We start from the raw sequence: 23,289 nt of genomic DNA on the forward strand, positions 1-23,289 counted from the left end.
GCCCGACGTCAGGCCCGCGTGGTCAGTCCCGCGCGGTCAGCACCAGCGGGCCGCGCTTCGTGATCGCGACCGTGTGCTCGGCGTGCGCGGCGGGGGAGCCGTCGGCGCTGCGGATGGTCCAGCCGTCGTCGTCGATCACGTAGCCGCTGCCGCCGGCCATGAACCACGGCTCGATGGCGATGACGAGGCCCGGCTTGAGGCGCGGGCCGGAGCCGGCGCGGCCGTCGTTGGGGACGTGCGGCTCCTCGTGCATGGTGCGGCCCACGCCGTGACCGCCGAAGTCGGTGTTGATGCCGTACCCGGCCTGCCGTCCGACGCGGCCGATCGCGGCGGACACGTCCCCCATGCGGGCGCCGGGCTGCGCGGCGGCGATGCCGGCCGCGAGCGCGCGCTCGGTCGTGTCGATGAGGCGCTGTGCCTCGGGCGTCGTCGTGCCGAGCTGGAACGTCAGCGCGGAGTCCGCGACCCAGCCCTCGACGTCGCACGCGAAGTCGATGCTCAGGACGTCGCCGTCGGCGAGCACCCGGTCCGACGGCAGGCCGTGCAGCGCGTGGTCGTTGACCGACGTGCACAGCACCCCCGGGTACGGCATGGCGCCGAAGCTCGGGTGGTAGCCGAGGTACACCGAGCGCGCCCCGGCCTCCTCGATGAGGCCGCGCGCGTGCGCGTCCAGGTCGTTCGTCGTCATGCCGACCTGGGCGTACGCGCGCAACGACGTGAGGACGTGCGCGACGAACCGCCCGGCGGGACGCATCTGCTCGATCTCGGCGGGGGTCTTGAGGGCCACGCCCCCAGCCTGCCACCGCCGGTGTGCGGGCAGGGAACAGCCCGTGGGCCGGAACCCCTGACGGGGCCCTGCCGCGAGGGACGAGGTCGCGGCTCCCACGGGCTGCGGTGACTGCGGGGATTCGCTGCCGCCCGTGCCGGGTGGTCCGGCGGGGCACCTGCGGATCTTCGCGGTCCGTCCGATGTCTCGGGCGGCTAGCGGGCAGCCACCTCACGCGTCCGGAAGTACTTCATGTCTCGGACCACCTCCTCTCCGTGTACCGACGACGCTACGCCGCGTCCGCGGGGCCGCCAACGGGTTTTCCGGGCTTTCGGGCACGGCGGCTCAGGGGGTCGTCGCGCGACGACGCAGCAGCCCGCGCACGACGACGCCGACGGCGACGACGCCCAGCGCCGTGACCAGCGCGGACGGCGGCAGCGTGACGACGAGCAGGAGGCAGCCCACCAGCCCGGCTACCGGCAGGACGCGCACCGACCACACCGTGGTCGCCCCGCGCCGCGCCGGCGGGCCGCGCCACGTGCGGCCGCGCAGCACCGCGACGTGCGCGACGGCGTAGTACAGCAGCACGCCCGCCGACGAGAACCCGATCGCGCCGCGCAGGTCGAGCAGTGCGACGAGCACGGCGACGACCAGCCCGACCGTGACGGTCGCGCGCGCGGGCGTCGCCCGGCCGGGTGCGACGGCCGCGAGCCACCCGGGCAGGTCGTGCTCGCGCGCCATGGCCAGCGTGGTCCGTCCGACCCCCGCGAGCAGCGCCAGCAGCGCGCCGAGGCTGCCGGCGGCGGCGCCGACCCGCACGACCGGTGCGGCGGCGTCCCACCCGGCGGCCGCGACCACGTCCGCGAGCGGGGCGCGCGAGGCCGCGAGCGCGTCGGCGCCCAGGGCGTGCAGCACGACCGCACCCAGCACGGCGTAGACCGCGAGGACGGTCACCAGCGCGACGGCGACGGCGCGCGGGATGGTGCGGGCCGGGTCGCGCACCTCCTCGCCGAGCGTCGCGACGCGCGCGTACCCCGCGAACGCGAAGAACAGCAGCCCCGCGGCCTGGAGCACGCCGAGGGGCCCCGCCACGAGCACGTCGGCCACGGGCGGCAGGCCCGCGGGGGCGTCGACGCCGACACCTGCGGCCACCACGGTCGCGAGGGCCACGAGCACGACGACGACGAGCACGCGCGCGACCCGTGCCGTGCGCGTCACCCCCAGCAGGTCGACCGCGACGAGCAGCAGCACGGCGCCCACCGCGACGGGCCGCTGCCACGCGGACGGCGCGGCGTACGCGGCGAACGTGAGCGCCATCGCCGCGCAGGACGCGGTCTTGCCGACGACGAACGACCACCCCGCGACGAACCCCCACCACGGTCCGACCTCGGCACGCCCGTACGCGTAGACGCCGCCCGCGACGGGGTGCACGGCCGCGAGCCGCGCCGTCGACGTGGCGTTGGCCCACGCGACCGCGCCCGCCACCACCAGGCCCACGAGCAGCCCCGCACCCGCCGCCTGCGCGGCCGGCGCCCACACGCCGAACACGCCGGCACCGAGCATCGCCGCGAGCCCGATCACGACCGCGTCGGTGAGGCCGAGTCGGCGCGCGAGGGCGGGGCTGGTCACGCGCGCACGGTAGGGCACGCGGGTGGCCGCCGCGCCGCGGGACGGTGAACCCCGGTGGTCGGGCGACGCGGCGGCGCCGGCCGCGGGCGGCTGCGACGCGCAGCGTCGAGGCCCGGCGTCAGCCCGCGAGCTTCTCCGCGACGGAGATCGCGCGCTGCGCGAGGTGGTCGAGCGCGTCGAGCTGCGCGTCGCCGAGCGGTGCGTCGTTGTCGGGGCCGGTGACGTGCGAGACGCCGTACGGGTTGCCGTCGGCGAACTTCAGCGGGTCGGTGTAGCCGGGCGCGACGACGATCCCGCCCCAGTGCATGACGGCGGTGTGGATCGACAGCAGGGTCTCCTCCTGGCCGCCGTGCGCCGTCTGCGTCGCGGTGAAGGCCGAGTACACCTTGTCGGCGAGCTTCCCCTCGGCCCACAGCGGCCCGAGCGTGTCGACGAACTGCTGGAACTGGCTGGTGACGTTGCCGAACCGGGTGGGGCTGCCGAGCAGCACGACGTCGGCCCACACGAGGTCGTCGGGGGTCGCGACGGGCTCGTCGGCGGTCGCGTCGACGTGCGCGCGCCACGCCGGGTTCGCGTCGATCGCCTCGGTGGGCGCGATCTCCTTGACGTGCCGGCGCCGCACCTGCGCACCGGCCGCGGTCGCGGCCTGCTCGAGGCGCTCGGCCATGGCCTGGACGGTCCCGCTGGCGGAGTAGTAGACGATCGCGACGTTGACCACGGAGCAGCTCCTTCTCGACGGCTGGCGGTCCACCGATCCTCACCCGCCCCCGGTGCCCACGCACCTCGACCCCCACCGGCCGCGGCACGCACCCGCCGAGCGCGGCAGAGGCACGTCGAGCGCGGCACTCGTGGGTACCGCACTCGACGCACGAGTACCGCGCTCGCCGAAGTGAGCGGGTGGGCGGGGGCCGGCGGGGCAGGAGCGGACCGGGGGTAGGTGGGCGACGGCGGGTCAGGCGAGGTCGAGGGCGGACGCGGACGCGAGCAGCTCGTCGACGACCGCGGCGACGGTGGGACGGGGCTCGTGCCGGGTCGCGCGGTGGCGTGCGACGAGGCGGCGCGAGCCGAGCCCGGGGACGGTCGCGACGGTGACACCCTCGGGCAGGTCGCCCTGCAGCGCGAGCGCGGGCAGCATGCCGATGCCCTGCCCGGCGGCGACGAGCGCGAGCGCGACGTCGAAGTCGTAGTAGACGTGCCGCGTGGTGAGCGTGCCGACCTGCGCCGCGACGCGGGCGAGCGCGCGGGCCGCGGCGGTGCCCGGCTCGGACTCGAGCCAGGTCGCGCCCGCGAGGTCGGACAGCTGCGTGGGGACGGCGACCTGCGGGGGCAGCACGACGCGCCAGGGCTCCTCGAGCAGCACGACGTCGCGCTGCCCGCGGGGCGTGTGGGTGTCAGCGTCCTCGTCGCGCTCGATGAGCACGACGTCCGCGTCGCCCTCGCGCAGACGGCGCAGCGCGTCGGTCGCGTCACGCTCCTCGACGACCAGGTCGACGCCGGGGTGGTGCTCGGCGAGGGTCGCGAGCGCGGGTGCGACGACGGCCCGCAGCGCGGTCTGGAAGCCGGTGACGGTGACCCGGCCGGCGAGCTCGCCGCCGAGCGCGGCGAGCGCCTTGCGGGCCTCGACGAGCTCGCCCTCGATGCGTTCGGCGGCGTCGGCGAGCACGCGCCCGGCGGCGGTGAGCGTCGCGCCGCGGGGTCCGCGGTCGAGCACGGCGACGCCCTCCTCGGCCTCGAGCCGGGCGATCTGCTGGGACACCGCCGACGGTGTCACGTGCAGCACGTCGGCGGCCGCGAGGACCCCGCCGGCACGGTGCACGGCGAGGAGGACGGCGAGGCGGCGGGGGTCGGTCGTCACACCGTCAGAGTAGTTCAGTTCCACTGAACCCCTGGTGCAGTCCAGTTCGATTGTGCTGAACCCCGGAGAGCCCCACACTGGAGTCACCGCGCGGGCCACGGCCACGCCGACCACGCGGTTCCCCCACCCCTCTGCTCGTTGCTCGGAGTACGCCCGTGTCCGCATTCGTCACCGCGCTCGGCTGGCTCGGCGCGGTCACGTGCCTCGTCGCCTACGTCCTCGTCACGCGCGGCACCTGGGCACCGTCCTCCGGCCGCTACCAGCTCGCCAACGTCGTGTCCGGCGCCCTCATGGGCACGGTCGCGGCCGCGAGCGGCGTGTGGCCGTCGTTCGTCACCAACCTCGTGTGGGGCGTCGTCGGACTGCACGCCGTGGTGGTCGCGCTGCGGCGGCGCGCGCGCCGGCGGGCGGAGGCGCGGGACGCCGTCGTGACGCTGCCGGCCGCGGCCCCCGCGACCCTCACGCCGGCGGTACCCGTGGTCGTCGACCTCGCCGCCTGACGCCGACGCACCACGCCGCCGACCCGACGCGGCCGCGACCCGCGTCGGACGTCAGCCGCTCGTGACCGCCACGGCGGCCGCGCGCTCGGACGCCGTCGGGCGCCACATCGCCATGGGGGCGGCGCCCGCGAGGCCGCGGACGGGCGCGACGTCGACGAACCCGTGGCGCCGGTAGAGGCGCCGGTTCCGCTCGGTCGACGACTCGAGGTACGCGGGCACGTCGCGCGCGTCGGCGTGCGCGAGCCGTGCGCCCAGCAGCGCGGCGCCGACGCCGAGGCCGCGGGCGGCGCCGGTCACGCCGATCCACTCGAGGTACCAGTGCGGGCGCCGGGGGCGGTGGCGGTCCATGACGCGCTTGGCGTGCGCGGCCCGCAGCAGGCCCGTCGGTCCGCCCGCGCGCAGCAGGCGGGGCAGCCGGGCCGCGAGCCGCGCCGTGCTGACGGGCGCGCCGGGCGCCTCCCAGCACGCGACGCCGAGCACGTCGGGGTCGCCCGTGCGGCGCGCGAGGTCGACCGTCCCGTCGGCGACGGCCGGCGCCAGCAGCGCGGTGAGCAGGTGCCGCAGGCGCGCGTCCCGGTCGTCGGGCGCCCCGCCGACGACCACCGCCATCACGGGGTCGGTGACGAAGACGTCGGCGAGCAGGTCGACGGCGGCGGGCAGGTCGCCGGGTGCGGCGGGGGCGATGACGATCACGGGTCCTCCTCGTGCCGGGCGCTGCGGAACCTCACCGTACGTCGATCTTGGCCATATGACCAAGTCGTGCGGCCAAGATTCTCGGTACGCTCACGGGATGAGCACGGGACCCACCGCTGGGACGCACCGGCCCGCCGACGAACGCCGTGCGCAGCTGCTCGACGCCGCCGTCGACGTGCTGCGCGAGCACGGGCTCAAGGGCCTCACCACCCGGGCCGTCACGGCGCGCGCGGGCGTGCCCCACGGGATCTTCCACTACGCGTTCGGCTCGAAGGCCGCGCTCGTCCGGGCGCTCGTCGAGCGCGAGCTCACGGGCGCCGCCGCCGCGTGGGGCGCCGCCGTCGAGAGCGACGACGTCCACACGGCGCTGCGCCAGGCGCTGCTGGCGCAGCTCGACGTCGTGCGCGCCGACCCCGAGCGCGACGCGTACCTGACCGAGCTCGTGCGGGCGACGCAGGACGACGCCGACACGCGCCCCGCGCTGTGGGAGCAGGACCGCTACCGCGCCGAGGTCGAGCACCGCCTCACGGACTGGTCGCGGGACGCGCGCATCCGCTGGGCGGCGCCCGTCGCGGACGTCGCGGCGCTCGTCCTCAGCGCGACGGACGGCGTGATCCAGGCGTGGGTGCTCGACAGGGACGACCGCCGCGCCGAGACGTCGGTCGACCTGCTGGCGCGCGCCGTCGCGTCGCTCGCCCGCCCGGCCTGACGGCGCGCGACGAGGCCGGCGGTGACCTGACGGGACCTGGCGCGGCCCGACGAGCCCGTCAGACGGGCGGGCCCGCGGGCCGCACGGCACGGCGGGGCTGCGCCGCGCGGTCCGCGGCCGCGACGACGAGGCGGACGGCGACGAGCACGAGCACGGGAAGGCCGACGAGCGGCAGCAGCGTCGCGGCGTCCAGCGGCAGGCCCGTCATCGGCACCCAGCGCGTGGACCCGGGGAGCAGGCCGCCGTCGCGACCCACGACCAGGACCGCGAGCACCGCGGCGAACGGCGGCAGCGCGTGCCGCTCGACCCGCCCGCCGAGCACAGCCACGAGCGCGAGGGCCGCAGGCCCGACGAGTGCCGAGACCCCCAGCCCGCCGGCCAGCCGCAGGCCGAGCTGCCCGGACGGGAGGACGCCCGTGAGGTCGGCCGCCGTGACGAGCCCGAGGACGCTCCCGACCACCAGCACCAGCACGGTGACGACCCGCGCGCGGCGCCGCGGGCGCGCACCGGCCCGCAGCGCCGCGACGGCGACGACGGCCTGCGCGACGACCCAGCCGACCTCGTAGACCGCGACGAGCCGCTCACCGTCGCCGACGACGCCGACCAGCGCGCCCGCCCCGAGCGCTGCCGCCGCTGCCGCGGTCGCCCCCGCGACGCGTCGCGACCCGCACAGCAGCGCGACCACGACGACCGGCCACAGCGCCCAGGACGGCGAGAGCGGTGCGAGCGCGCTCAGCGACCAGCCCTCCCGCACGGACGCCACCCCCAGCACCAGCGCACGGACGGCGGCGTACGAGAGCGCCGCGGCCAGGAGCCACGCGACCGTCGCGGACGCCTCGGGGCGGACGTCGGCGGGTGCCCCGAGCGCGTGCCACCAGCGACGGGCGGCGTACCGCGCGACGTCGAGGCGGTCGGCGACGGTCGGGCGGCGGCGCCCGGGCGGGACTGTGCGGAGGTAGGTCGCGAGCATCTCGTCGGCGGAGCGGGCGCGGTCGGTGGGCGGCAGGAGCCGCAGCCACCGCGCGTAGCGCTCGGCGAGCTCGACCGGGGCGTCGTGGGCGGTCACGCCGTGGCTCCCGCGTCCGACGCGTCGGCGCCGGGCGCGCTCCGCCGTCCGAGCGCCGCGAGCGCCCGTTCGGCGCGGGCACGGAGCGTCTGCGCCTCGGCGCGCAGCACGCGCTCGCCCTCGCCGGTCAGGCGGTAGGTGCGACGCAGCCGGGAGTCGACGACCTCTTCGCGGTCGACGACGACGAGTCCGCGCGCGGCGAGCCGGTCGAGCGCGCCGTAGAGGGTGCCGATCCGGAGCGTCACGGCGCCGTCGGACGCCGCCGCGACGGCCTGGACGATGCCGTAGCCGTGCAGCGGGCCCTCGGCGAGGGCGCTCAGGACGAGGAAGGCGGGCTGCTGGAGACCGGGAGACATGAGACGACCATATCTTCGCGACGAACATATGGGTAGGCGGCGCGGCGCGGGAGGCGGCGAACCGTCGCTGACCTGCAGTAACGCATGCGTTACAGGGTGGGCATAGCGCAACGGTCGGGGGGTCGACGCGATGATTCACCCGCCTCGAACCACCCTCAACGCCGCCGTTCGGATGATTCGTGCACAACCTGGACAGAAGTTCACCAAACGCCTCACGTTTGCCTCTATTGTCCGATACGCCCGATGGCGAGTCCGCCGTGCCGGGTACCCGTCCATCCGTCCATGGCCGAGGAGTCCTCCCCCGTGAACCGCCGTCTTCCCGTCGTCCTGCTGTCCGCCGCCACGCTCGTCGTCCTGCCCGCCGCCACAGCCTCCGCCACCGGGGGCCACCACTGGTCCGGCGGCTCCGGCCACTCCGCGTCGTGGTGGAAGGGGAAGGACAAGCCCGGGCAGCCCGACCGCTGCGTCTCCCGCAACGCGCGCGGCGCCATCGACTGGTCCACCTACGCCTGCGACCGCGCGACCGGGTACTTCCTGTACCAGAAGCTCGACGCGTCGAAGCCCGCGAACTGGTCCAACAGCGGCCAGCAGCACCGCGTCGCGCTGCACGACGTGTGGGCGTGGCCGACCGCGGACGACGCGGCACGGCACGGCGCCTCGGGCTTCCTGCCGAAGGACGCCGAGGTCCGTGAGCTGGTCCTCGACGCCGCCGACACCGCCGCGGTCTGCGCCGCACCCGGCGCGTTCGGGCTGCAGGTCGACCTCATCGGCAACGGCAAGGACGGTGAGCGCAAGGACCTCACCCAGGTCATGCCGACCGTCATCACGCCCCCGAACGGCGGCTTCTCCTCCGACAACCTCGCGGCCTACGGCCACTACGACCTGACCGAGGTCGTCGACGTCACCGCGCTGTGCACGCCGCCGGCGCCGCGGCCCGAGCCGACCCCGGAGCCCACGCCGGAGCCCGAGCCGAGCGTCGTGCCGGAGCCCGAGCCCAGCCAGGAGCCGACGCCCGAGCCGACCCCCACCGAGGACGTCGACGACGCGCCGACCCCCGAGCCCAGCCCCGAGCCGACCGAGCGCTCCGAGGTGCTCCCGGCCCCCGCGGACACCCCCACGCCCGCCGCCTCCCCGACGCCGACCGAGCGGGCCGAGGTGCTCTCCGCGACCGACGACGACACGCTCGCCGCCACGGGCACGCAGGCCGCGCTCGGTCTGCTCGCCGGGGTCGCCGCGATCGCCGGCGGCGCCGCGCTCGTCCTGGCTCGCCGTCGTCACCGCTCGCAGCACTGATCAGCGACGACGCAGCACTGACCTCAGCGCCGGCCTCCCCCTCCCCGGCCGGACGCTGACCGTACGGGCGCAGCCCCCGCGCCCGTCCGCACCGCCGCACTTCCCCGCGCGGCACGGTGCCGTCACCCCTCGGCCCTCCCCCCCCCGGCCGAGGGGTGACGCGCGCCCGGACGCACCGTGCGCATGGCACCGGCACGCGCACCGCGCACGTGGCATCCCGAAAGACCCACGCCGCGGCGTCCGGCTCGCTAGCCTGCGCCTCATGGCACGCAGGGGGCAGATGCAGCACGTCGACCTCGTGGAGGACGACGGCACCACACGTGCGGGCTCCGCCCCGGCGCCGGACCTGTCGACCTCCGCCGCGGCGCCACCACACGCGACACCCGCCGCCGACCGACGTCGTCGACGTCGCACGGTGCTGACGTCCGCCCTCGCCGCCCTCGCCGTCCTCGCGGCGGTGCTGGTCGTCCACGTGCGGGCCGACGCCCGCGAGCGCCAACGTCTCGCGTCGCTCGCCGACCTGCCGTTCGTGGCGGCACCGCTCGACGGTCCGCCCCGCGTGGCGTGGACCGCACCCGAGGGCCGGCTCGACATGCTCGTGGCGCCCGTCGGCGACGTCCTCGTGAGCATCCGCACGGGGTTCGACGAGCGCGCCGACGTCGTCGCCGTCGATGCGACCGACGGCAGCGAACGGTGGCGGGTCGAGGCGCTCGCCTCGGTCGCACGCGACGCGCCGGACGACGCAGAGATCCTCGGGTTCGCGGGGACGTGCGTCGCGCACCCGGTGACCCCGGACGCCGTCGCGTGCCTCGCCACCGACGCCGCCGGGTACACGGACGGCGAGAAGTGGCAGAGCCTGCCCCCGACCGTCGCGCGTCTGCTCGTGCTCGACGCGCGTGACGGGCGGGTGCTCACCGACCTCACCGACGCGCTGCCGCGCCCGCTGCCGCGGAACCTCGCGGCGGCCGGCGCCGACCTCGCGGTGTGGGACGACGCCGACGACGTGCTGCGGGTCCGGGCGCTCACGCCCGAGGGGGGCGTCGAGTGGGAGCGCACGCTCGAGGCACCCGCGACCGAGGGCGCGCCGGCCTGGGTCGGCCCGCTCGACACGCGGACGACGGCGCTCCTCACCCCGCAGTCGGTGCACGTCGTCGGGCCCGACGGCGCGGACCTCCGGGTGGCACCGCTGGCTCCCACGGAGTCGGCGCAGCAGACCACGACGGGGCAGGTGGTGATCGTCCCGTCGTGGGAGGCCCACGTGCGCGCGCTCCAGGGCGCGGCACCCACGCCCTCTGGCGTCCGACTCGTCACCGCCGACTCCGACGTCGCCCTGGACGGCACCCTGGTCCCGGCCACGGACGACGGCAGCGTGCCGGGCCTGCTCCTGACGCTCGTGGACACGGGCACCCTGCAGGCGTGGAACGGCGACGGCGAGCGGTCGTGGACGTGGGACCTCGACGGCGTCGCGTCGTGGTTCCGGGACAGCCGGACCTCGACGACCGTGCTCGACGGGCGCGTGCACATGGCCGGCCCCGGTCTGCTGGTCACGCTCGACGCCCGTACGGGGCGCGAGCTGTGGCGGTCGGACGCGCTGGGCTCGGGGGACGTCGTCACGGACGGGCGGCTGCTCCTCGGCCTCGCGGATCCCACGACCTCCGACGCCATCGGCCCCGAGCTGGTCGCGCTGCGCCGCGACGACGGGACCGTCGCGTGGCGGGCTCCGCTCCCGGTGGGCACCGATCTGGTCATGGTGCAGGCGCGGCTCCTGCTCGCGGTCGAGTCACCCGACGACGGGCCGACCACGTACCACGTGCTGGCCGGGGACGGCTGATCCTGGGCCCCGAACCCGCCCGCGGCGCGGCGCTGCCTCGTTAGCCTGCGGCGATGGGGAACGCGTCACGGAAGGACGTCGAGGTCGTCGAGGCCGCGGCCGAGGCCCCGGTCGCGCAGACGACCACGGGCGCGAGCGGTCGAGGGTGGCGTCCGCGACGCCCCCGACGCCTGGCCGCCGTGCTGGCCCTCGTCGTCACCCTCGGGGTGGCGGGCGCGGTCGTCGGTCAGCTCGTCGTCGACGCCCGCGAGCGCGCGCGTCTCGACGCGGTCGCGCGGCTCCCGGGCGCGGTGCCTCTGCTGGACGGTCCGCCCGAGGCGCTCTGGACCCTGCCCGACGGCGTGACGACGGCCGACCTGGTGGGGACCACGGCGGGCGGCGCGGTCGTCGTCACGGAGCCCGGGCCCCGCGGGCCGGCGGTCGCCGCGCGCGCCGCGACGACGGGTGAGGTCCGCTGGCGGGTGCCGTTGCTCGACGCGACGTCGGCGCCGCCGGCCGGGACGGTGCTCGACCTGCCGCCGGGCCGCTGCGACGTCGGGGACGTCGTCGTCTGCCTGGTCGTGGAGACCGTCTCGACGCTCGGCGCCGACGAGGGCGACGCGCCCGTGCCGGTGTCGGCGCGTTCGCGCCTGGTGGTGCTCGACGCGGACGACGGGACGGTCCTCGCCGAGCGCACCACGAGTGGCACGGACCCTGTTCCCGCCGCGTCCGAGCTGGTCGGTGACCTGGTGGTGACGAGCACGCCCGTCGACGGCGCGCTGCGCGTCGACGCGGTCACGACCGACGGTGCGGCGGCGTGGGACGCGTCGTTGCCGTCCTCGACCGCCGGTGCGCGCACGTTCCTCGCGCGCCTGGACGACCACGTCCTCGCGGGCGCGGGCGACCAGCTCACGGTGCTCGACCACGCCGGGGCGGCGGTCCGCACGCTGCCGTTCCCCGAGAGCGCGCTCGCGCTGCAGCACGGGGACGACGCCGTCCTGCTGCGCGACTACACCCGACCGGACGTGAACGCACCGACCACGGTGGTCCGCGCCGACGGCGAGCAGACGGTCGACGGGGAGGTCGTCGAGCTGGCCCTCGACGACGGCAGCGTGCCGGGGCTGCTCCTCACGTCGCCCGACGGGACGCGGCTGACGGCCCTGGACGCCGCGGGCGACGAGCTGTGGTCGCGCGACTCGGGCGCGGCCTCCGGCCTGGCCGTGCTCGCGGGGCGCGTCTACTCGGGGACGGGTGGTGGCATGGTCGCGCTCGACGCCCGCACGGGCGCCGACGTGTGGCGCTCCGACCAGGTGCGCGAGGGCCCGGTCGTGACCGACGGCGCCCACCTCGTGGCGATGGGTCTGCGGCCACTCGCGGACGGCCGGCGCGAGGTGCTCGTGCTGGACCGCGCGGACGGCGCCGTGGCGTGGCGGGCGCGGCTCCCCGCGGGCGTGCAGGACGTCACCGCGGCGGGGGGCGTGCTGGTGGCGACGACCGGCGACGGCCCCGCCGACGGGCCGGCGACCGTGCTGGGTTCGGGCTCCCGGTGACCGGTCCGGACGCGCCGCGAGGTGCGCGCCACGGGGGACGGCTGGACGTCGAGCTGCACGACGACGGGGACGACCGCCGGGACGGCGATGCCGCCCCGCCCGCGCCCGCTCCGCGGGCCGCGCGACACCGTCGGTGGTGGGCCGTCGGCGTCGTCGGCGTCGTCGTGCTCGCGCTCACCGCTGCGCAGGTGGTGGTCGACCTCCGGGAGCGCTCGGCGCTCGCCGACCTCAGGGGCGTCGAGGGACTGCTCGACCCGTTGGACCCGGGGGTGGGGGTGCGGTGGGAGCGCGCCGACGCGGGGTCGTCGGTCGACGTCATGACACCCGAGGGCCGTGTGCTCGTGAGCGAGCGCGAGGCTCCGGGTGGCGTGGCGCTGGAGGGCATGGACAGCGCGACCGGCGACACCCTCTGGCGGCGGGTCCTCGCGGGCGGGACGGGTGGCAGCCCGCCCGGGGCGCGGCCCGAGCCCGTGACGTGCCAGGCCGCACCCGACGGCTCGGGACGACTGAGCTGCCTGCGGACGGGACGCTGGCGGCAGCCGGGTCCGCCGACCACCGGGACGGACGGGGCGGCGCACCTGTGGACCGTGGACGTCCGCTCGGGTGAGGTGGTCGGGGACGTCGCGCTCGAGGAGGCGCCGACGGCGTTCGCGATGGTCGGGGGAACCGCGGTGGTGGCCACCCCGCTCGAGACGACGGTGCGGCTCGCGGGGCTCGACCCGCTGACCGGTGCCGCACGGTGGCGGCTCGACCTGCCCGGGCCGGACGACGACGGCGGCAGGTCCTCGGCGCTCGACCGCGCGGACGTCCAGGCGATCGACGCGTCGACGGTGGCGGTGCACGACGGGCAGGTGATCACGCTGGTCTCGGACGACGGCGTGGTGCTGCGCCGGTACGACGAGCTCGCGGGCGTCGACACAGCGGATGGGGTCGGCTTCTGGTGGTTGACGGACCGCACGAACGGTGCGGTGGTCTCGGTCGTGAACGACGTGACCACGCTGGTCACCGCCGAGCGCGAGGTGACGGTGCAGGGCGGCGCCGTCCCTCGGTGGGCGGACGACGGCAGCGCGCCGGGCCTGGTGCTCACGTCCGGCGACACCGTCCGCGCGTGGGACGCGCGCTCCGGTGAGGAACGGTGGACGGCGGACCTGGACCGCGACGTGCACACGGCGATCGTGCTGCGGGGGCGCGTGCACCTGTTCGCGTCCGACCGCGTCGTGACCGTCGACGCCGCGACGGGGCGGACGCTGTGGCGCTCGCCGCCGGACCTGGTGCCGACGTCCCCGTTGTCGGACGGCCGGGTCGTGCTGCTGGTACGGCTCGACGATCGCGGCGACGGCGGGGAGCTCGTCGCGCTGGACGTGGCCGACGGGGACGAGCGGTGGCGGTCACCGTTGCCGGAGCACGGCTGGGTCACCACGACGGGTGGGCTGCTGGTCGTCGTGGTCGACGACCCGACGGGCGAGACCTCGGGCTCGCTGCGGGTGCTGGGCTGAGCCCTCAGCCCGCGAGCAGCCCGATCACGAGCGCGACGACGGCGAGCAGCGGGACCGTGCCCTGCTTGATCGCGGCGGACGCCTTGGTGCGGTCGGAGAGCAGCAGCACGAGCGCGGCGGCGAGCATCGAGCCCGTGCCGACGAGCGCGGCGGTGGCGCCGGCGCCCGTCGACCCGGCGGCGACGAGCACGATGCCGACGACGACGGCGATCGCGAGGAAGAGGTTGTAGAAGCCCTGGTTGTAGGCCATCGCGCGGGTGTGGCGCGCCTCGTCCTCGGTGGTGCCGAAGGTCGCGCGGGCGCGGGGCGTGGTCCAGGCCACGGACTCGAGCCAGAAGATGTAGACGTGCAGCAGCGCGGCGACCCCCGCGAGCACGAGACCCAGGACGACCATGGCGACCTCCCCCTCCCGGCCGGCGGCGCCGACCCGTTCTGTACCGGACGTTCCACAACCTATACTGGATCGACCGATACAGAAAGTGTGAGGGTGGTCATGGGACGCGCACCGACCTTCGACGCCGACGCCGTCGTGCGCGCGGCGCGCGACGTCTTCTGGGCGCACGGCTACGAGGACGCGTCGCTGCCTGCGCTCGAGGCCGCGACGGGCCTGAGCCGGTCGAGCATCTACCACGCGTTCGGCAGCAAGCGCGGCCTCTTCGACGCCGCCGTCGCGAGCTACCTCGCCGACGTCGTGCGCCCCCGCCTGCGCGTGCTCACCGCCGACCCCGTCGCCCCCGACGCGCTGGCGCGCTACCTGCGCGGCCTGCGCGACGCGCTCACCGCCACCGGCTCGGCGGCCGCCGCGCACGGCTGCCTGCTGCTCAACGCGTCCGGCGCGCCCGTCGCCCACGACGCCGACGTGCGCGCGACCATCGCCGCCTACCGCGACGAGCTGCGCGCCGGCATCGGCCGCGGCGTCGACGCCGCGCACCCCGCCCTGCCGGACGACGAGCGTGCACGCCTCGCCGAGGCGTGCACCGCGCTCGTCGTCGCCGCGCTGCTCGTCGTGCGCGTCGACCCCGACGCGGCAGCCCGCTCGCTCGACGCCGCCCTGGGCCTCGCGGCCTGACCGCCCGCTCTCACCCGCCTGACCAGGCGGGTCGCCGCGCCGCCCGCTCCCGCTGACCGTAGCCTCGGGCGCACGTGCCACCCGGCACCGCGACGACGGGAGACGCGCATGGGCCTGTTCGGACGACGCCGCGAGACGGCCGCCCCCCGACCCCCGGCAGCGCCACCGGCTCCCCCGGCGCCACCGGCCCGCGGCGCCGGCGCGCTGTGGGCCGACGGGTTCGGCCGCGCCGGCACCCGCGCGCTGCAGGTGCTCGCGGTCGTCGCCGTCGTCGCGGTCGCGGTCCTCGCGATCACGCGGCTCACGCTCATCGTCATCCCCGTGCTCGTCGCGCTCGTGCTCGCCGCCGCGATCAGCCCGCTCGTGTCGTGGCTGCGCCGCCGCGGCGCACCCTCGATGCTCGCGACGTGGGTGTCGCTCCTGGCGCTCGTCGGCGTGCTCACGCTCGTCGTGTGGGCGGTCGTCCGCGCGGTCGTCGCGCAGTGGGACGAGCTCGCCGACTCCGCGGTCGACGGCATCGCCGAGCTCCAGACGCTCGTGTCCGGGCTGCCGTTCGAGATCACCGACGCGCAGGTCCGCGAGGCGCAGGACGCGCTGCAGGGGCTGCTCGCGTCCGACGCCGTCGGCGCGGGCGCCCTGGCCGGGCTGTCGGCGACCGCGAACTTCGTCACCGGGTTCTTCCTCATGGTCGTCGTGCTGTTCTTCTTCCTCAAGGACGGCCCGCGCATCTGGGAGTTCCTGCTGCGGCCGTTCGAGGGCGAGCGCTACGAGCGCGGGCGGCGGGTCGGCACCCGGACCGTGCAGACGCTCGGCGGCTACGTGCGGGGCACCGCGATCGTCGCGGCGGTCGACGCCGTGGGCATCGGCATCGGCCTCGCGGTCGTCGGGGTGCCGCTCGTGCTCCCGCTGTCGGTGCTCGTGTTCCTGCTCGCGTTCATCCCGCTGGTCGGGGCGACCCTCGCGGGCGCCCTGGCCGCCTTGGTCGCGCTCGTGGCGCTCGGGCCCGTGCAGGCGCTCGTCGTCGTCGCCGTGGTCGTGGCGGTCAACCAGCTCGAGGGCAACCTGCTGCAGCCCGTCGTCATGGCCCGCTCGCTGCAGCTGCACCCCCTGGTCATCCTCGTCGCGCTGACCGCGGGCACCGTGCTCGCGGGCATCACGGGCGCCGTGCTGGCCGTGCCGATCGCGGCGTCGGTCTGGGGTGCCGTGCAGGTGTGGGACGGGCCCGGAACGCCCGCGCGGTTCGCGCGCAGGAAGCGACCCGAGACGGTCTGACGTCGTCCGCACCCCTCGACCGGCGACGGCGAGCAGCCCGGGCTAGCGTCGGCAGCACCCACCAGGAGGTGCCATGAGCAGCCCGATCCCCGACCCCGGCGCCGTGCCGGACGCGCCGAACTTCGACGACCTCCCGACGAACGACGAGCCCGACCCGCGCGAGCCGGTCCCGCCGCCCCCGTCGGCCGACGACCCGGAGCCGACCGAGCACGGCTGACGCGTCGCGCGACCGCCCGGACCGGCCCGGCCGTCAGCGGGTCGCGTCGCCCGTCGGCGCGTCCGAGCCCTCCGGCGGGTCCGGGATCAGCGCGAGCGCGGCCGCGACCCCGCCCATCACGAGTCCCGTGCGGGTGTGCGCCCAGCGGGCACCCGCGACGCGACGCGTCTCGGCGCGGCGGTACAGCCACCGCTCGGTCGCCACGGTCGCCCACACGCTGCCCGCCATGACGGCGGCCCCGACGCCCGCGATCACGGCCTGCTTGCGGGCGGGCAGCGAGCGGAACGTCGGCGCGGGCGCGCCGTCGCCGGGGGCCTCGACCTCGTCGGCGGCGTCCTGCCAGGTCAGCGACGTGAGCGGCGTCGGCTCGGCGGTGCGCTTGTGCTGCCACGTGGCGCGCGCGTCGGGCAGCGTGGCCGCCGTGGCGACGAGCAGCAGCGCCGCCTTGGCCCAGCCGCGCGCCGTGCGCGAGCGGATCACGTCGGGCGTCGCGTAGTAGGCCGCGGTCGCGGCACCCCCCACGGTCGCGGCGAGCAGGCGGGCGGGCGTCGGGCTCATGCGGGGGCTCCCTGGGTCCTCGGCGGGTCCACCGGTGACGTGCTCCCGGCGGTCTCGCCCCTCCCAACGGGCGGACCCGCCCGCCGGGTTCCCCCGGGGGGCGGGGCTGCGCGCGGCGCGACCCTGCGATGCTGGGGCGATGACCCGGTGCCCCTGCTCCAGCGGCCTGCCGTTCGACGAGTGCTGCGGCCCCCTGCACGCGGGCGACCGCACGGCCGGCACCGCCGAGCAGCTCATGCGGTCGCGGTTCAGCGCGTTCGCCGTCGGTGACGCGGCGTACCTGCGCCGCACGTGGCACGCGGCCACGCGCCCGGCGCACCTCGACCTCGACGACGACGTGCGCTGGTACCGGCTCGACGTGCTCGCGACCGCCGGCGGCGGCGTCTTCGACACGACTGGCACGGTCGAGTTCGAGGCGTTCTGGCGCTCGCCAGGCGGGCGCGGGTCGATGCGCGAGGTCAGCCGGTTCCGCCGCGGCCCGGACGGCTGGCAGTACGTCGACGGGGACGTGCGCGCACCCGCCTGACGCCCGCGGTCAGTCCGGCCGGACCTCGGTCACGACGCCGTCCTCGACGTGCCAGCGGCGCGTCAGCCGCACGGTGTCGAGCATGCGTCGGTCGTGCGTGACCAGCAGGACCGTGCCGTCGAACGACTCCAGGGCCTGCTCGAGCTGCTCGATCGCGGGCAGGTCCAGGTGGTTGGTCGGCTCGTCGAGGACGAGCAGGTTGACGCCACGAGCCTGCAGCAGCGCGAGCGCGGCGCGCGTGCGCTCGCCCGGCGACAGCGACGACGCGGGCCGCCCCACCTGGTGCCCCGTGAGCCCGAACTTCGCGAGCAGCGTGCGCACGTCGGCGGTCGGCCAGTCGGGGACCTCGCGTGCGAACGCGTCACCGACGGGCTCGTCGCCCTCGAACACCGCGCGGGCCTGGTCGACCTCGCCGACCAGCACGCCCGACCCGAGCGACGCCGCGCCCTCGTCCGGCGCCAGCCGCCCCAGCAGCAGGCCGAGCAGCGTCGACTTGCCCGACCCGTTGGGCCCGGTCACCGCGACGCGGTCCTGCCGGTCGAGCTGCAGGTCGACCGGCCCGAGCGTGAAGTCCCCGCGGCGCACCACGGCGCCGCGCGCGGTCGCGACGACCTCGCCCGAGCGCGGGGCCGTCGCGATCGTCATGCGCAGCTGCCACTCCTTGCGCGGCTCGTCGACGACCTCGAGCCGCTCGATCAGGCGGTCGGTCTGGCGGGCCTTGGCGGCCTGCTTCTCGGCCACCTCGCCGCGGTGGTGCTTGACGTGCTTGTCGCCGTCGGTGGCCTTGCGGCGCGCGTTGCGCACGCCCTTCTCCATCCACGCGCGCTGCGTGCGGGCCCGCGCGGCGAGCTGGTCGCGCCGCGCGGCGTAGTCCTCGTACGCCTCGCGTGCGTGCCGGCGCGCCGTCGAGCGCTCGTCGAGGTACGCGTCGTACGAGCCGCCGTAGGTGGCGACGCGCTGCAGGGACCGGTCGATCTCGACGACGGTCGTCACGGTCCGGGCCAGGAACTCGCGGTCGTGGCTGACCACCACGATCGGCGCCTGCGCGCGCTCCACGAACTCCTCCAGCCGGTCGAGGCCGTCGGCGTCGAGGTCGTTGGTCGGCTCGTCGAGCAGGTACAGGTCGAACCGCGAGAGCAGCAGCGCCGCGAGACCGACGCGCGCGGCCTGCCCGCCGGACAGCGCGGTCATCGGCAGGGCGAGGTCGACCGCGAGACCCAGGTCGTCGGCGACGACGCCGAGCCGCGCGTCGAGGTCGGCGCCGCCCAGCGACGTCCAGCGCTCGAGCGCGTCGGTGAACGCGTCGGCCGCACCGGCCGCGTCGGCCGCGAGCGCGTCGGCGGCGGCGTCCATCGCGGCCTGCGCGGCGGCGACGCCCGTGCGCCGCTCGAGGAACGTCCGCACGGACTCGTCGTCGCGTCGCTCGACCTCCTGCACGAGGTACCCGACCTGCGCGGTCGCGGGCGAGAGCTGCACCGACCCCGCCTCGGGCGCGCGCTGCCCGGCCAGGATCCGCAGCAGCGTCGTCTTGCCCGCGCCGTTGGGCCCGACGAGCCCCACGACGTCCCCCGGCGCGACCACCAGGTCCAGGCCCGAGAACAGCTCGCGGTCGCCGAACGCCGCGGCGACGCCACGGACCTGCAGGGTCGCACTCATGCCCCCATCCTGCCGGGCGGGCGCGTCGGGACCCGAACGCTTTGTGTCGGCCCGGCCGGCGCCCACCACCGCACCGCGGGTCGTCACGCGTCACGAGACCGAGGTCCCGTGGCCCTCCCGGGCGCACCGGTAGCGTCGCCGCACCCCCGGTCGTCGTCGCGGAAGCGCAGGTGCACGCCATGCCCGGAACCGTCGGCCGCGGCCGCTCGATCCAGTCGGTCGACGACGTCCTCGCGCTGCTCGACCAGCTGTTCGACGAGCGCGCCGACCGGTGGTCCGAGCGCGGTGGCACCGACTTCTGGGACCGGTTCTACGCCGACCGGCACCGACCGGTCCCCTTCTTCCGGGCCGTCCCCGACGAGTCCCTCGTCGCGTGGCACGCCGACGGGCGCCTGCCGCTCGGGCCCGGCACGCGCGTGCTGGAGCTCGGGTGCGGGCCGGGGCGCAACGCGGTGTGGCTCGCGCAGCAGGGCTGCAGGGTCGACGCGCTCGACCTCTCGGCGACGGCCGTGACGTGGGGCCGTGAGCGCGCCACGCAGGCGGGCGTCGACGTGCGGTTCGTGCGCACCGACGTCCTCACGTGGCGGACGGACCGGCCCTACGACCTCGTGGTCGACTCCGGCTGCTTCCACCACCTGCCGCCGCACCGCCGCGTGTCCTACCGCGCGCTGCTCGAGCGGACCCTCGCACCCGGTGGGCACCTGGGCATCGCGTGCTTCGCCGCGGGGCACGACGGCCGCGGCGGCACCGAGGCCGACGACCTCGACCTGTACCGCGCGGGCGGCCTCAGCGGCGGGCTCGCGTACACCGCCGACGAGCTCCGGCGCTCGCTGGCCGGGCTCACCGAGGTCGAGCTGCGGCGCATGCGCACGGTGACGTCCGGGGACACGTTCGGCGAGGACTTCCTGTGGGCGGGCCTGTTCCGGCGGTGACGTGACGCGTCCCACCCCCCGGCAGGCGTCGTCTGGGACCGAAGGACGAGGTCGAGGCCCAGGACGCGGGGCAGACTCCGAAGGCTCCGCCCCCGTGCAACACCGAGGAGTCCCGTGTCCGTCGCCGCTTCGCCGTCCCCGACCCCGCAGCACCGCGCCGCGGGCCTGCTGACCGTGCAGGTGGTCGCACCGGACGGCGTGCGCTGGTCGGGGAACGCGCGCGGCGTCACCGTGCCGTCGGTGTCCGGGTCGCTGGGCATCCTGCCGCGGCACGAGCCCGTCGCGGCCGTGCTGGCCGCGGGGGTCGTGCGGGTGCGGCCGGCCACGGGCGACCCGGTCGAGGTCACGGTGACCGGCGGGTTCGTCGTGGTCGACGACGACGAGGTGTCGGTCCTCGCGGACGGGACCGTCGCGCCCGGGGACGCGTAGCGCGGTCAGACCGGGTCGAGCCGCCGCCGCAGCAGGCAGAACTCGTTGCCCTCGGGGTCGGCCAGCACGTGCCACGTCGCGTCGGGACCCTGCCCCACGTCGACCGGTCGGGCACCGAGCGCGAGCAGCCGCTCGAGCTCGGCGGCCTGGTCACGGTCGGTGGGGCTCACGTCGACGTGCAGCCGCAGCTTCCCGGGCCGGGGCTGCTCGACGGGGCTGACGATGATCGTGGGCTGCGGCCCCCCGAACCCGGCGTCCGCGGGCCCGATCTCGATGCTGTCGTCGTCCTCCCGCCCCAGCTCGACGTAGCCGAGGACCTGGGACCAGAACGCCGCGAGACGCTCGTGGTCGGACGCCTCGAGGACCAGCTCGCTGATGCGGCACGCCATGCGGCCAGGGTAGGCAGGAGCCCCGCCGTCGGCGCGTCGGGCGAGCCCGGCGGTGCCTAATCGATTCCGACCGCACCGACCCCCGGGCGCGGCGCGCTCCCCCACCTACCGTGGTCGAAGCGCTCCCGCCACGGCCAGTCCCCAGCGTCGGGGTGGCCCGCGGCGCGCACGTCACCCGTCGTCGCCACCAGAGGACAGCCATGTCACCGATCACCCGACGGCGCGCGCGGCGCCGCGCCTGGGCCGCGGGCCTCGCGGTCGCCACCGCGCTCACGGTCGCGGGCGTCACCGCCCCCGCGGCCGTCGCCGCACCCGACCCCGGCACGCCCGTCAAGGTCAACCAGGTCGCGTACGTGCCCGGCGTCGCGAAGGTCGCGACGCTCGTGAGCACGTCGACCACGCCCGTCGCGTGGACCCTGAAGGACGCGTCCGGGCGCACCGTCGCGCAGGGCACGTCGACCGTCAAGGGCGCCGACGCGTTGTCGGGCGACCGCACGCACCTCATCGACTTCTCGTCGTACGACACCGCCGGCACCGGCTACGTGCTGTCGGCGGGCGGCGCCAGCAGCCACCCGTTCGACATCTCGGCCGACCCGGTGAAGAAGCTGCGGTCCGACTCGCTCGCGTTCTTCTACCACCAGCGCTCGGGCATCGCGATCGAGGCGCAGTACGTCGGCAGCACGTACGCACGCGCCGCCGGGCACCTGGGCGTGGCGCCCAACCAGGGCGACACGAGCGTGCCGTGCCGGCAGTCGTGCGGGTACAGCCTGGACGTGCGCGGCGGCTGGTACGACGCGGGCGACCACGGCAAGTACGTCGTCAACGGCGGCATCGCGACGTGGCAGCTGCAGAACACGTACGAGCGCACGCTGCACGTCGCGGGTGCCGACCGCGCGGCGCTGGGCGACGGCAAGGCCGCGATCCCGGAGCGCACCAACGGGGTCCCGGACGTGCTCGACGAGGCACGGTGGGAGGTCGAGTTCCTGCTGCGCATGCAGGTCCCCGCGGGCCGCACCGACGCCGGCATGGTGCACCACAAGATGCACGACGAGAACTGGACGGGCATCCCGACGATCCCCGCGCAGGACGCGCAGCGGCGCATCCTCGCGCCCGTGAGCACGGCGGCGACGCTCAACATGGCGGCCGTCGCGGCGCAGGCGTCGCGCCTGTGGGCGCCGTACGACGCGGCGTTCTCCGCGCGGGCGCTGTCGGCCGCGCGCACCGCGTACGCCGCGGCCAAGGCGAACCCGAACCGCATCGCGTCCGACGCGGACGGCACGGGCGGCGGCGCCTACGGCGACCCGTCGGTGACGGACGAGTTCTACTGGGCCGCGGCCGAGCTGTTCGCGACCACGGGCGAGGCCGCGTACCGCGCCGACGTCACGGGCTCGCCGTTCTACCGGGGCACGAGCTTCGCGGAGCGCGGCTACGACTGGGGCTGGACCGGCGGGCTGGGCGACACGACGCTCGCGCTCGTCCCGACCGATCTGCCCGCGGCCGACGTGGCCGCGACGCGCGCCGCGATCGTGGCGTTCGCCGACGCGACGCTGGGCCGGCTCGCGAACCAGGCGTACCCCGCGCCCAACAACGCGGGCACCGTGTACTACTGGGGCTCGAACGGCCAGGTCGTGAACAACGCGAACGCGCTGGCCCTCGCGTACGACTTCACGGGCCAGGCGAAGTACCGCACCGCGGTGTACGGCGCGCTGGACTACCTGCAGGGCCGCAACCCGCTCAACCAGTCGTACATCGCGGGCTACGGCGAGAACCCGGTGCGCAACGTGCACCACCGGTTCTGGGCGCACCAGGCCGACGCGTCGCTGCCCACGGCTCCCCCGGGGTCGCTCGCCGGCGGGCCCAACAGCGAGCTGCAGGACCCGCTCGCGGCCGCGCAGCTCGCGGGCTGCGCGCCGCAGAAGTGCTACGTGGACCACATCGAGGCGTACTCGGTGAACGAGGTGGCGATCAACTGGAACTCGGCGCTGGTGTGGCTGAGCACCTGGGCCGCCGAGCAGGCGGGCGGCACGACGCCCGAGCCGACGCCGACCCCGACGCCCACCGTCTCCCCCACGGCGACCCCCACCCCGACCCCCACGGTCACGCCGACGCCGACCGTGTCGCCGACCCCGACCCCCACCCCGACCCCGTCGGCGTCCTGCCAGGTCACCTACTCAGCGAGCTCGTGGGGCTCGGGCCTCACCGCGGCCGTGACCGTGACCAACACGGGCTCGACCCCGTGGACGTCGTGGCGGCTCGGGTTCACGTTCCCCGGCAACCAGCAGGTGACGCAGGGCTGGAGCGCGACCTGGAGCCAGACGGGCGCCACGGTCACCGCGACCAACGCGGCCTGGAACGGCGCGCTCGCACCGGGCGGGTCGACGAGCCTGGGCTTCAACGGCTCGTACAGCGGCACCAACGCCGCACCGACGGGCTTCACGGTCAACGGGGCGGCCTGCTCCTGAGGGACGACCCGGGGCGCTCCCCGGGGTGACGACGGCCGTCGGTCCTCCCGGACCGG

At 76.4% G+C, this 23,289-nt stretch carries 24 protein-coding genes; 13 read left to right on the top strand and 11 right to left on the bottom strand.

Annotation, left to right across the window (positions count from 1 at the left end):
- Window positions 1–22 precede the first annotated feature (22 nt).
- The 4 genes from map to CS2_RS05435 all read right to left on the bottom strand — a co-directional run bounded on the left by map (window position 23) and on the right by CS2_RS05435 (window position 4,250).
- Entirely contained in the window at window positions 23–787 is a 765-nt protein-coding gene (gene map, locus CS2_RS05420) for a type I methionyl aminopeptidase (protein WP_082739902.1), read from the bottom strand.
- Window positions 788–1,111: 324 nt separating this feature from the next.
- A complete protein-coding gene (locus tag CS2_RS05425) occupies window positions 1,112–2,395 on the bottom strand; it encodes an APC family permease (RefSeq protein ID WP_070319226.1) in 1,284 nt (427 codons plus the stop codon).
- 118 nt (window positions 2,396–2,513) lie between these two features.
- Window positions 2,514–3,113 carry an NAD(P)H:quinone oxidoreductase gene (gene wrbA / locus CS2_RS05430; RefSeq protein WP_082131552.1) on the bottom strand — a complete coding sequence of 200 codons (600 nt, stop codon included), beginning with the start codon at window positions 3,111–3,113 and terminating at the stop codon, window positions 2,514–2,516.
- A gap of 234 nt (window positions 3,114–3,347) precedes the next feature.
- Window positions 3,348–4,250, bottom strand: a complete 903-nt coding sequence (locus CS2_RS05435; RefSeq protein ID WP_070319198.1) for a LysR family transcriptional regulator — start codon at window positions 4,248–4,250, stop codon at window positions 3,348–3,350.
- Between the two features lie 155 nt (window positions 4,251–4,405).
- Between CS2_RS05435 and CS2_RS05440 the strand changes: the two genes are divergently transcribed.
- Window positions 4,406–4,750: a CBU_0592 family membrane protein gene (locus CS2_RS05440; protein ID WP_070319199.1), complete on the top strand. Its 345-nt coding sequence runs from the start codon at window positions 4,406–4,408 to the stop codon at window positions 4,748–4,750.
- Window positions 4,751–4,801: 51 nt separating this feature from the next.
- Here the strand turns inward: CS2_RS05440 and CS2_RS05445 are convergent, their stop codons facing one another.
- Window positions 4,802–5,443, bottom strand: a complete 642-nt coding sequence (locus CS2_RS05445; protein WP_070319200.1) for a GNAT family N-acetyltransferase — start codon at window positions 5,441–5,443, stop codon at window positions 4,802–4,804.
- 97 nt (window positions 5,444–5,540) lie between these two features.
- Here CS2_RS05445 and CS2_RS05450 point away from each other — a divergent pair, with 97 nt between their 5' ends.
- Window positions 5,541–6,152 (top strand): TetR/AcrR family transcriptional regulator, encoded by a 612-nt coding sequence (locus CS2_RS05450; RefSeq protein ID WP_070319201.1) that lies wholly within the window; start codon window positions 5,541–5,543, stop codon window positions 6,150–6,152.
- Window positions 6,153–6,210: 58 nt separating this feature from the next.
- On the opposite strand, the gene CS2_RS05455 is transcribed toward CS2_RS05450, so the two are convergent.
- The gene (locus tag CS2_RS05455; protein WP_070319202.1) at window positions 6,211–7,218 is read right to left on the bottom strand and encodes a hypothetical protein; all 1,008 of its coding nucleotides are present in this window, start codon (window positions 7,216–7,218) and stop codon (window positions 6,211–6,213) included.
- Window positions 7,215–7,574, bottom strand: a complete 360-nt coding sequence (locus CS2_RS05460; RefSeq protein WP_070319203.1) for a PadR family transcriptional regulator — start codon at window positions 7,572–7,574, stop codon at window positions 7,215–7,217. Before CS2_RS05460 ends, CS2_RS05455 begins: the two co-directional genes overlap by 4 nt.
- A gap of 282 nt (window positions 7,575–7,856) precedes the next feature.
- On the opposite strand from CS2_RS05460, the gene CS2_RS05465 reads away from it, so the two are divergent.
- The 4 genes from CS2_RS05465 (at window position 7,857) to CS2_RS05480 (ending at window position 13,723) form a co-directional block, all read left to right on the top strand.
- A complete protein-coding gene (locus CS2_RS05465; RefSeq protein WP_156442007.1) occupies window positions 7,857–8,867 on the top strand; it encodes an LPXTG cell wall anchor domain-containing protein in 1,011 nt (336 codons plus the stop codon).
- Window positions 8,868–9,129: 262 nt separating this feature from the next.
- The gene (locus tag CS2_RS05470) at window positions 9,130–10,698 is read left to right on the top strand and encodes an outer membrane protein assembly factor BamB family protein (RefSeq protein ID WP_070319205.1); all 1,569 of its coding nucleotides are present in this window, start codon (window positions 9,130–9,132) and stop codon (window positions 10,696–10,698) included.
- Window positions 10,699–10,751: 53 nt separating this feature from the next.
- The gene (locus tag CS2_RS05475) at window positions 10,752–12,227 is read left to right on the top strand and encodes an outer membrane protein assembly factor BamB family protein (protein WP_070319206.1); all 1,476 of its coding nucleotides are present in this window, start codon (window positions 10,752–10,754) and stop codon (window positions 12,225–12,227) included.
- Between the two features lie 188 nt (window positions 12,228–12,415).
- A complete protein-coding gene (locus CS2_RS05480) occupies window positions 12,416–13,723 on the top strand; it encodes an outer membrane protein assembly factor BamB family protein (protein ID WP_156442008.1) in 1,308 nt (435 codons plus the stop codon).
- A gap of 4 nt (window positions 13,724–13,727) precedes the next feature.
- On the opposite strand, the gene CS2_RS05485 is transcribed toward CS2_RS05480, so the two are convergent.
- Window positions 13,728–14,117: a DUF1304 domain-containing protein gene (locus CS2_RS05485; RefSeq protein WP_070319208.1), complete on the bottom strand. Its 390-nt coding sequence runs from the start codon at window positions 14,115–14,117 to the stop codon at window positions 13,728–13,730.
- Window positions 14,118–14,216: 99 nt separating this feature from the next.
- Here CS2_RS05485 and CS2_RS05490 point away from each other — a divergent pair, with 99 nt between their 5' ends.
- From CS2_RS05490 to CS2_RS18765, 3 genes are all read left to right on the top strand, one after another.
- Window positions 14,217–14,792 (top strand): TetR/AcrR family transcriptional regulator, encoded by a 576-nt coding sequence (locus CS2_RS05490; RefSeq protein ID WP_070319209.1) that lies wholly within the window; start codon window positions 14,217–14,219, stop codon window positions 14,790–14,792.
- 108 nt (window positions 14,793–14,900) lie between these two features.
- Window positions 14,901–16,064 (top strand): AI-2E family transporter, encoded by a 1,164-nt coding sequence (locus CS2_RS05495; protein ID WP_070319210.1) that lies wholly within the window; start codon window positions 14,901–14,903, stop codon window positions 16,062–16,064.
- Between the two features lie 73 nt (window positions 16,065–16,137).
- Window positions 16,138–16,281: a hypothetical protein gene (locus tag CS2_RS18765; protein ID WP_156442009.1), complete on the top strand. Its 144-nt coding sequence runs from the start codon at window positions 16,138–16,140 to the stop codon at window positions 16,279–16,281.
- A gap of 33 nt (window positions 16,282–16,314) precedes the next feature.
- On the opposite strand, the gene CS2_RS05500 is transcribed toward CS2_RS18765, so the two are convergent.
- On the bottom strand, window positions 16,315–16,839 hold the full coding sequence (locus CS2_RS05500; RefSeq protein WP_070319211.1) for a hypothetical protein: 525 nt from the start codon (window positions 16,837–16,839) through the stop codon (window positions 16,315–16,317).
- Window positions 16,840–16,978: 139 nt separating this feature from the next.
- Here CS2_RS05500 and CS2_RS05505 point away from each other — a divergent pair, with 139 nt between their 5' ends.
- The gene (locus CS2_RS05505) at window positions 16,979–17,365 is read left to right on the top strand and encodes a YchJ family protein (RefSeq protein ID WP_052748391.1); all 387 of its coding nucleotides are present in this window, start codon (window positions 16,979–16,981) and stop codon (window positions 17,363–17,365) included.
- A gap of 9 nt (window positions 17,366–17,374) precedes the next feature.
- On the opposite strand, the gene CS2_RS05510 is transcribed toward CS2_RS05505, so the two are convergent.
- A complete protein-coding gene (locus CS2_RS05510; protein ID WP_070319212.1) occupies window positions 17,375–19,021 on the bottom strand; it encodes an ABC-F family ATP-binding cassette domain-containing protein in 1,647 nt (548 codons plus the stop codon).
- Between the two features lie 179 nt (window positions 19,022–19,200).
- Between CS2_RS05510 and CS2_RS05515 the strand changes: the two genes are divergently transcribed.
- Window positions 19,201–19,953 carry a class I SAM-dependent methyltransferase gene (locus CS2_RS05515; protein WP_070319213.1) on the top strand — a complete coding sequence of 251 codons (753 nt, stop codon included), beginning with the start codon at window positions 19,201–19,203 and terminating at the stop codon, window positions 19,951–19,953.
- Window positions 19,954–20,067: 114 nt separating this feature from the next.
- Window positions 20,068–20,382 carry an ATP synthase F1 subunit epsilon gene (gene atpC / locus CS2_RS05520; protein ID WP_082739905.1) on the top strand — a complete coding sequence of 105 codons (315 nt, stop codon included), beginning with the start codon at window positions 20,068–20,070 and terminating at the stop codon, window positions 20,380–20,382.
- Between the two features lie 5 nt (window positions 20,383–20,387).
- Here the strand turns inward: atpC and CS2_RS05525 are convergent, their stop codons facing one another.
- Window positions 20,388–20,771, bottom strand: a complete 384-nt coding sequence (locus CS2_RS05525) for a VOC family protein (protein ID WP_070319214.1) — start codon at window positions 20,769–20,771, stop codon at window positions 20,388–20,390.
- Between the two features lie 200 nt (window positions 20,772–20,971).
- On the opposite strand from CS2_RS05525, the gene CS2_RS05530 reads away from it, so the two are divergent.
- Window positions 20,972–23,233, top strand: a complete 2,262-nt coding sequence (locus tag CS2_RS05530; protein ID WP_070319215.1) for a glycoside hydrolase family 9 protein — start codon at window positions 20,972–20,974, stop codon at window positions 23,231–23,233.
- The last annotated feature ends 56 nt before the right edge of the window (window positions 23,234–23,289 follow it).

It is taken from the genome of Cellulomonas iranensis NBRC 101100 = JCM 18110, assembly GCF_001552375.1.
GTDB lineage: Bacteria > Actinomycetota > Actinomycetes > Actinomycetales > Cellulomonadaceae > Cellulomonas > Cellulomonas iranensis.

What these genes read in the sequence shown, in the direction of transcription:
- CS2_RS05470 (WP_070319205.1), top strand. Translation starts at nt 9,130, where the DNA reads ATGGCACGCAGGGGGCAGATGCAGCACGTCGACCTCGTGGAGGACGAC.
- CS2_RS05515 (WP_070319213.1), top strand. Translation starts at nt 19,201, where the DNA reads ATGCCCGGAACCGTCGGCCGCGGCCGCTCGATCCAGTCGGTCGACGAC.
- CS2_RS05525 (WP_070319214.1), bottom strand. Translation starts at nt 20,771, where the DNA reads ATGGCGTGCCGCATCAGCGAGCTGGTCCTCGAGGCGTCCGACCACGAG.
- CS2_RS05465 (WP_156442007.1), top strand. Translation starts at nt 7,857, where the DNA reads ATGGCCGAGGAGTCCTCCCCCGTGAACCGCCGTCTTCCCGTCGTCCTG.
- CS2_RS18765 (WP_156442009.1), top strand. Translation starts at nt 16,138, where the DNA reads ATGAGCAGCCCGATCCCCGACCCCGGCGCCGTGCCGGACGCGCCGAAC.
- CS2_RS05500 (WP_070319211.1), bottom strand. Translation starts at nt 16,839, where the DNA reads ATGAGCCCGACGCCCGCCCGCCTGCTCGCCGCGACCGTGGGGGGTGCC.
- CS2_RS05505 (WP_052748391.1), top strand. Translation starts at nt 16,979, where the DNA reads ATGACCCGGTGCCCCTGCTCCAGCGGCCTGCCGTTCGACGAGTGCTGC.
- CS2_RS05475 (WP_070319206.1), top strand. Translation starts at nt 10,752, where the DNA reads ATGGGGAACGCGTCACGGAAGGACGTCGAGGTCGTCGAGGCCGCGGCC.
- CS2_RS05510 (WP_070319212.1), bottom strand. Translation starts at nt 19,021, where the DNA reads ATGAGTGCGACCCTGCAGGTCCGTGGCGTCGCCGCGGCGTTCGGCGAC.
- CS2_RS05490 (WP_070319209.1), top strand. Translation starts at nt 14,217, where the DNA reads ATGGGACGCGCACCGACCTTCGACGCCGACGCCGTCGTGCGCGCGGCG.
- CS2_RS05450 (WP_070319201.1), top strand. Translation starts at nt 5,541, where the DNA reads ATGAGCACGGGACCCACCGCTGGGACGCACCGGCCCGCCGACGAACGC.
- CS2_RS05485 (WP_070319208.1), bottom strand. Translation starts at nt 14,117, where the DNA reads ATGGTCGTCCTGGGTCTCGTGCTCGCGGGGGTCGCCGCGCTGCTGCAC.
- CS2_RS05495 (WP_070319210.1), top strand. Translation starts at nt 14,901, where the DNA reads ATGGGCCTGTTCGGACGACGCCGCGAGACGGCCGCCCCCCGACCCCCG.
- CS2_RS05530 (WP_070319215.1), top strand. Translation starts at nt 20,972, where the DNA reads ATGTCACCGATCACCCGACGGCGCGCGCGGCGCCGCGCCTGGGCCGCG.
- CS2_RS05460 (WP_070319203.1), bottom strand. Translation starts at nt 7,574, where the DNA reads ATGTCTCCCGGTCTCCAGCAGCCCGCCTTCCTCGTCCTGAGCGCCCTC.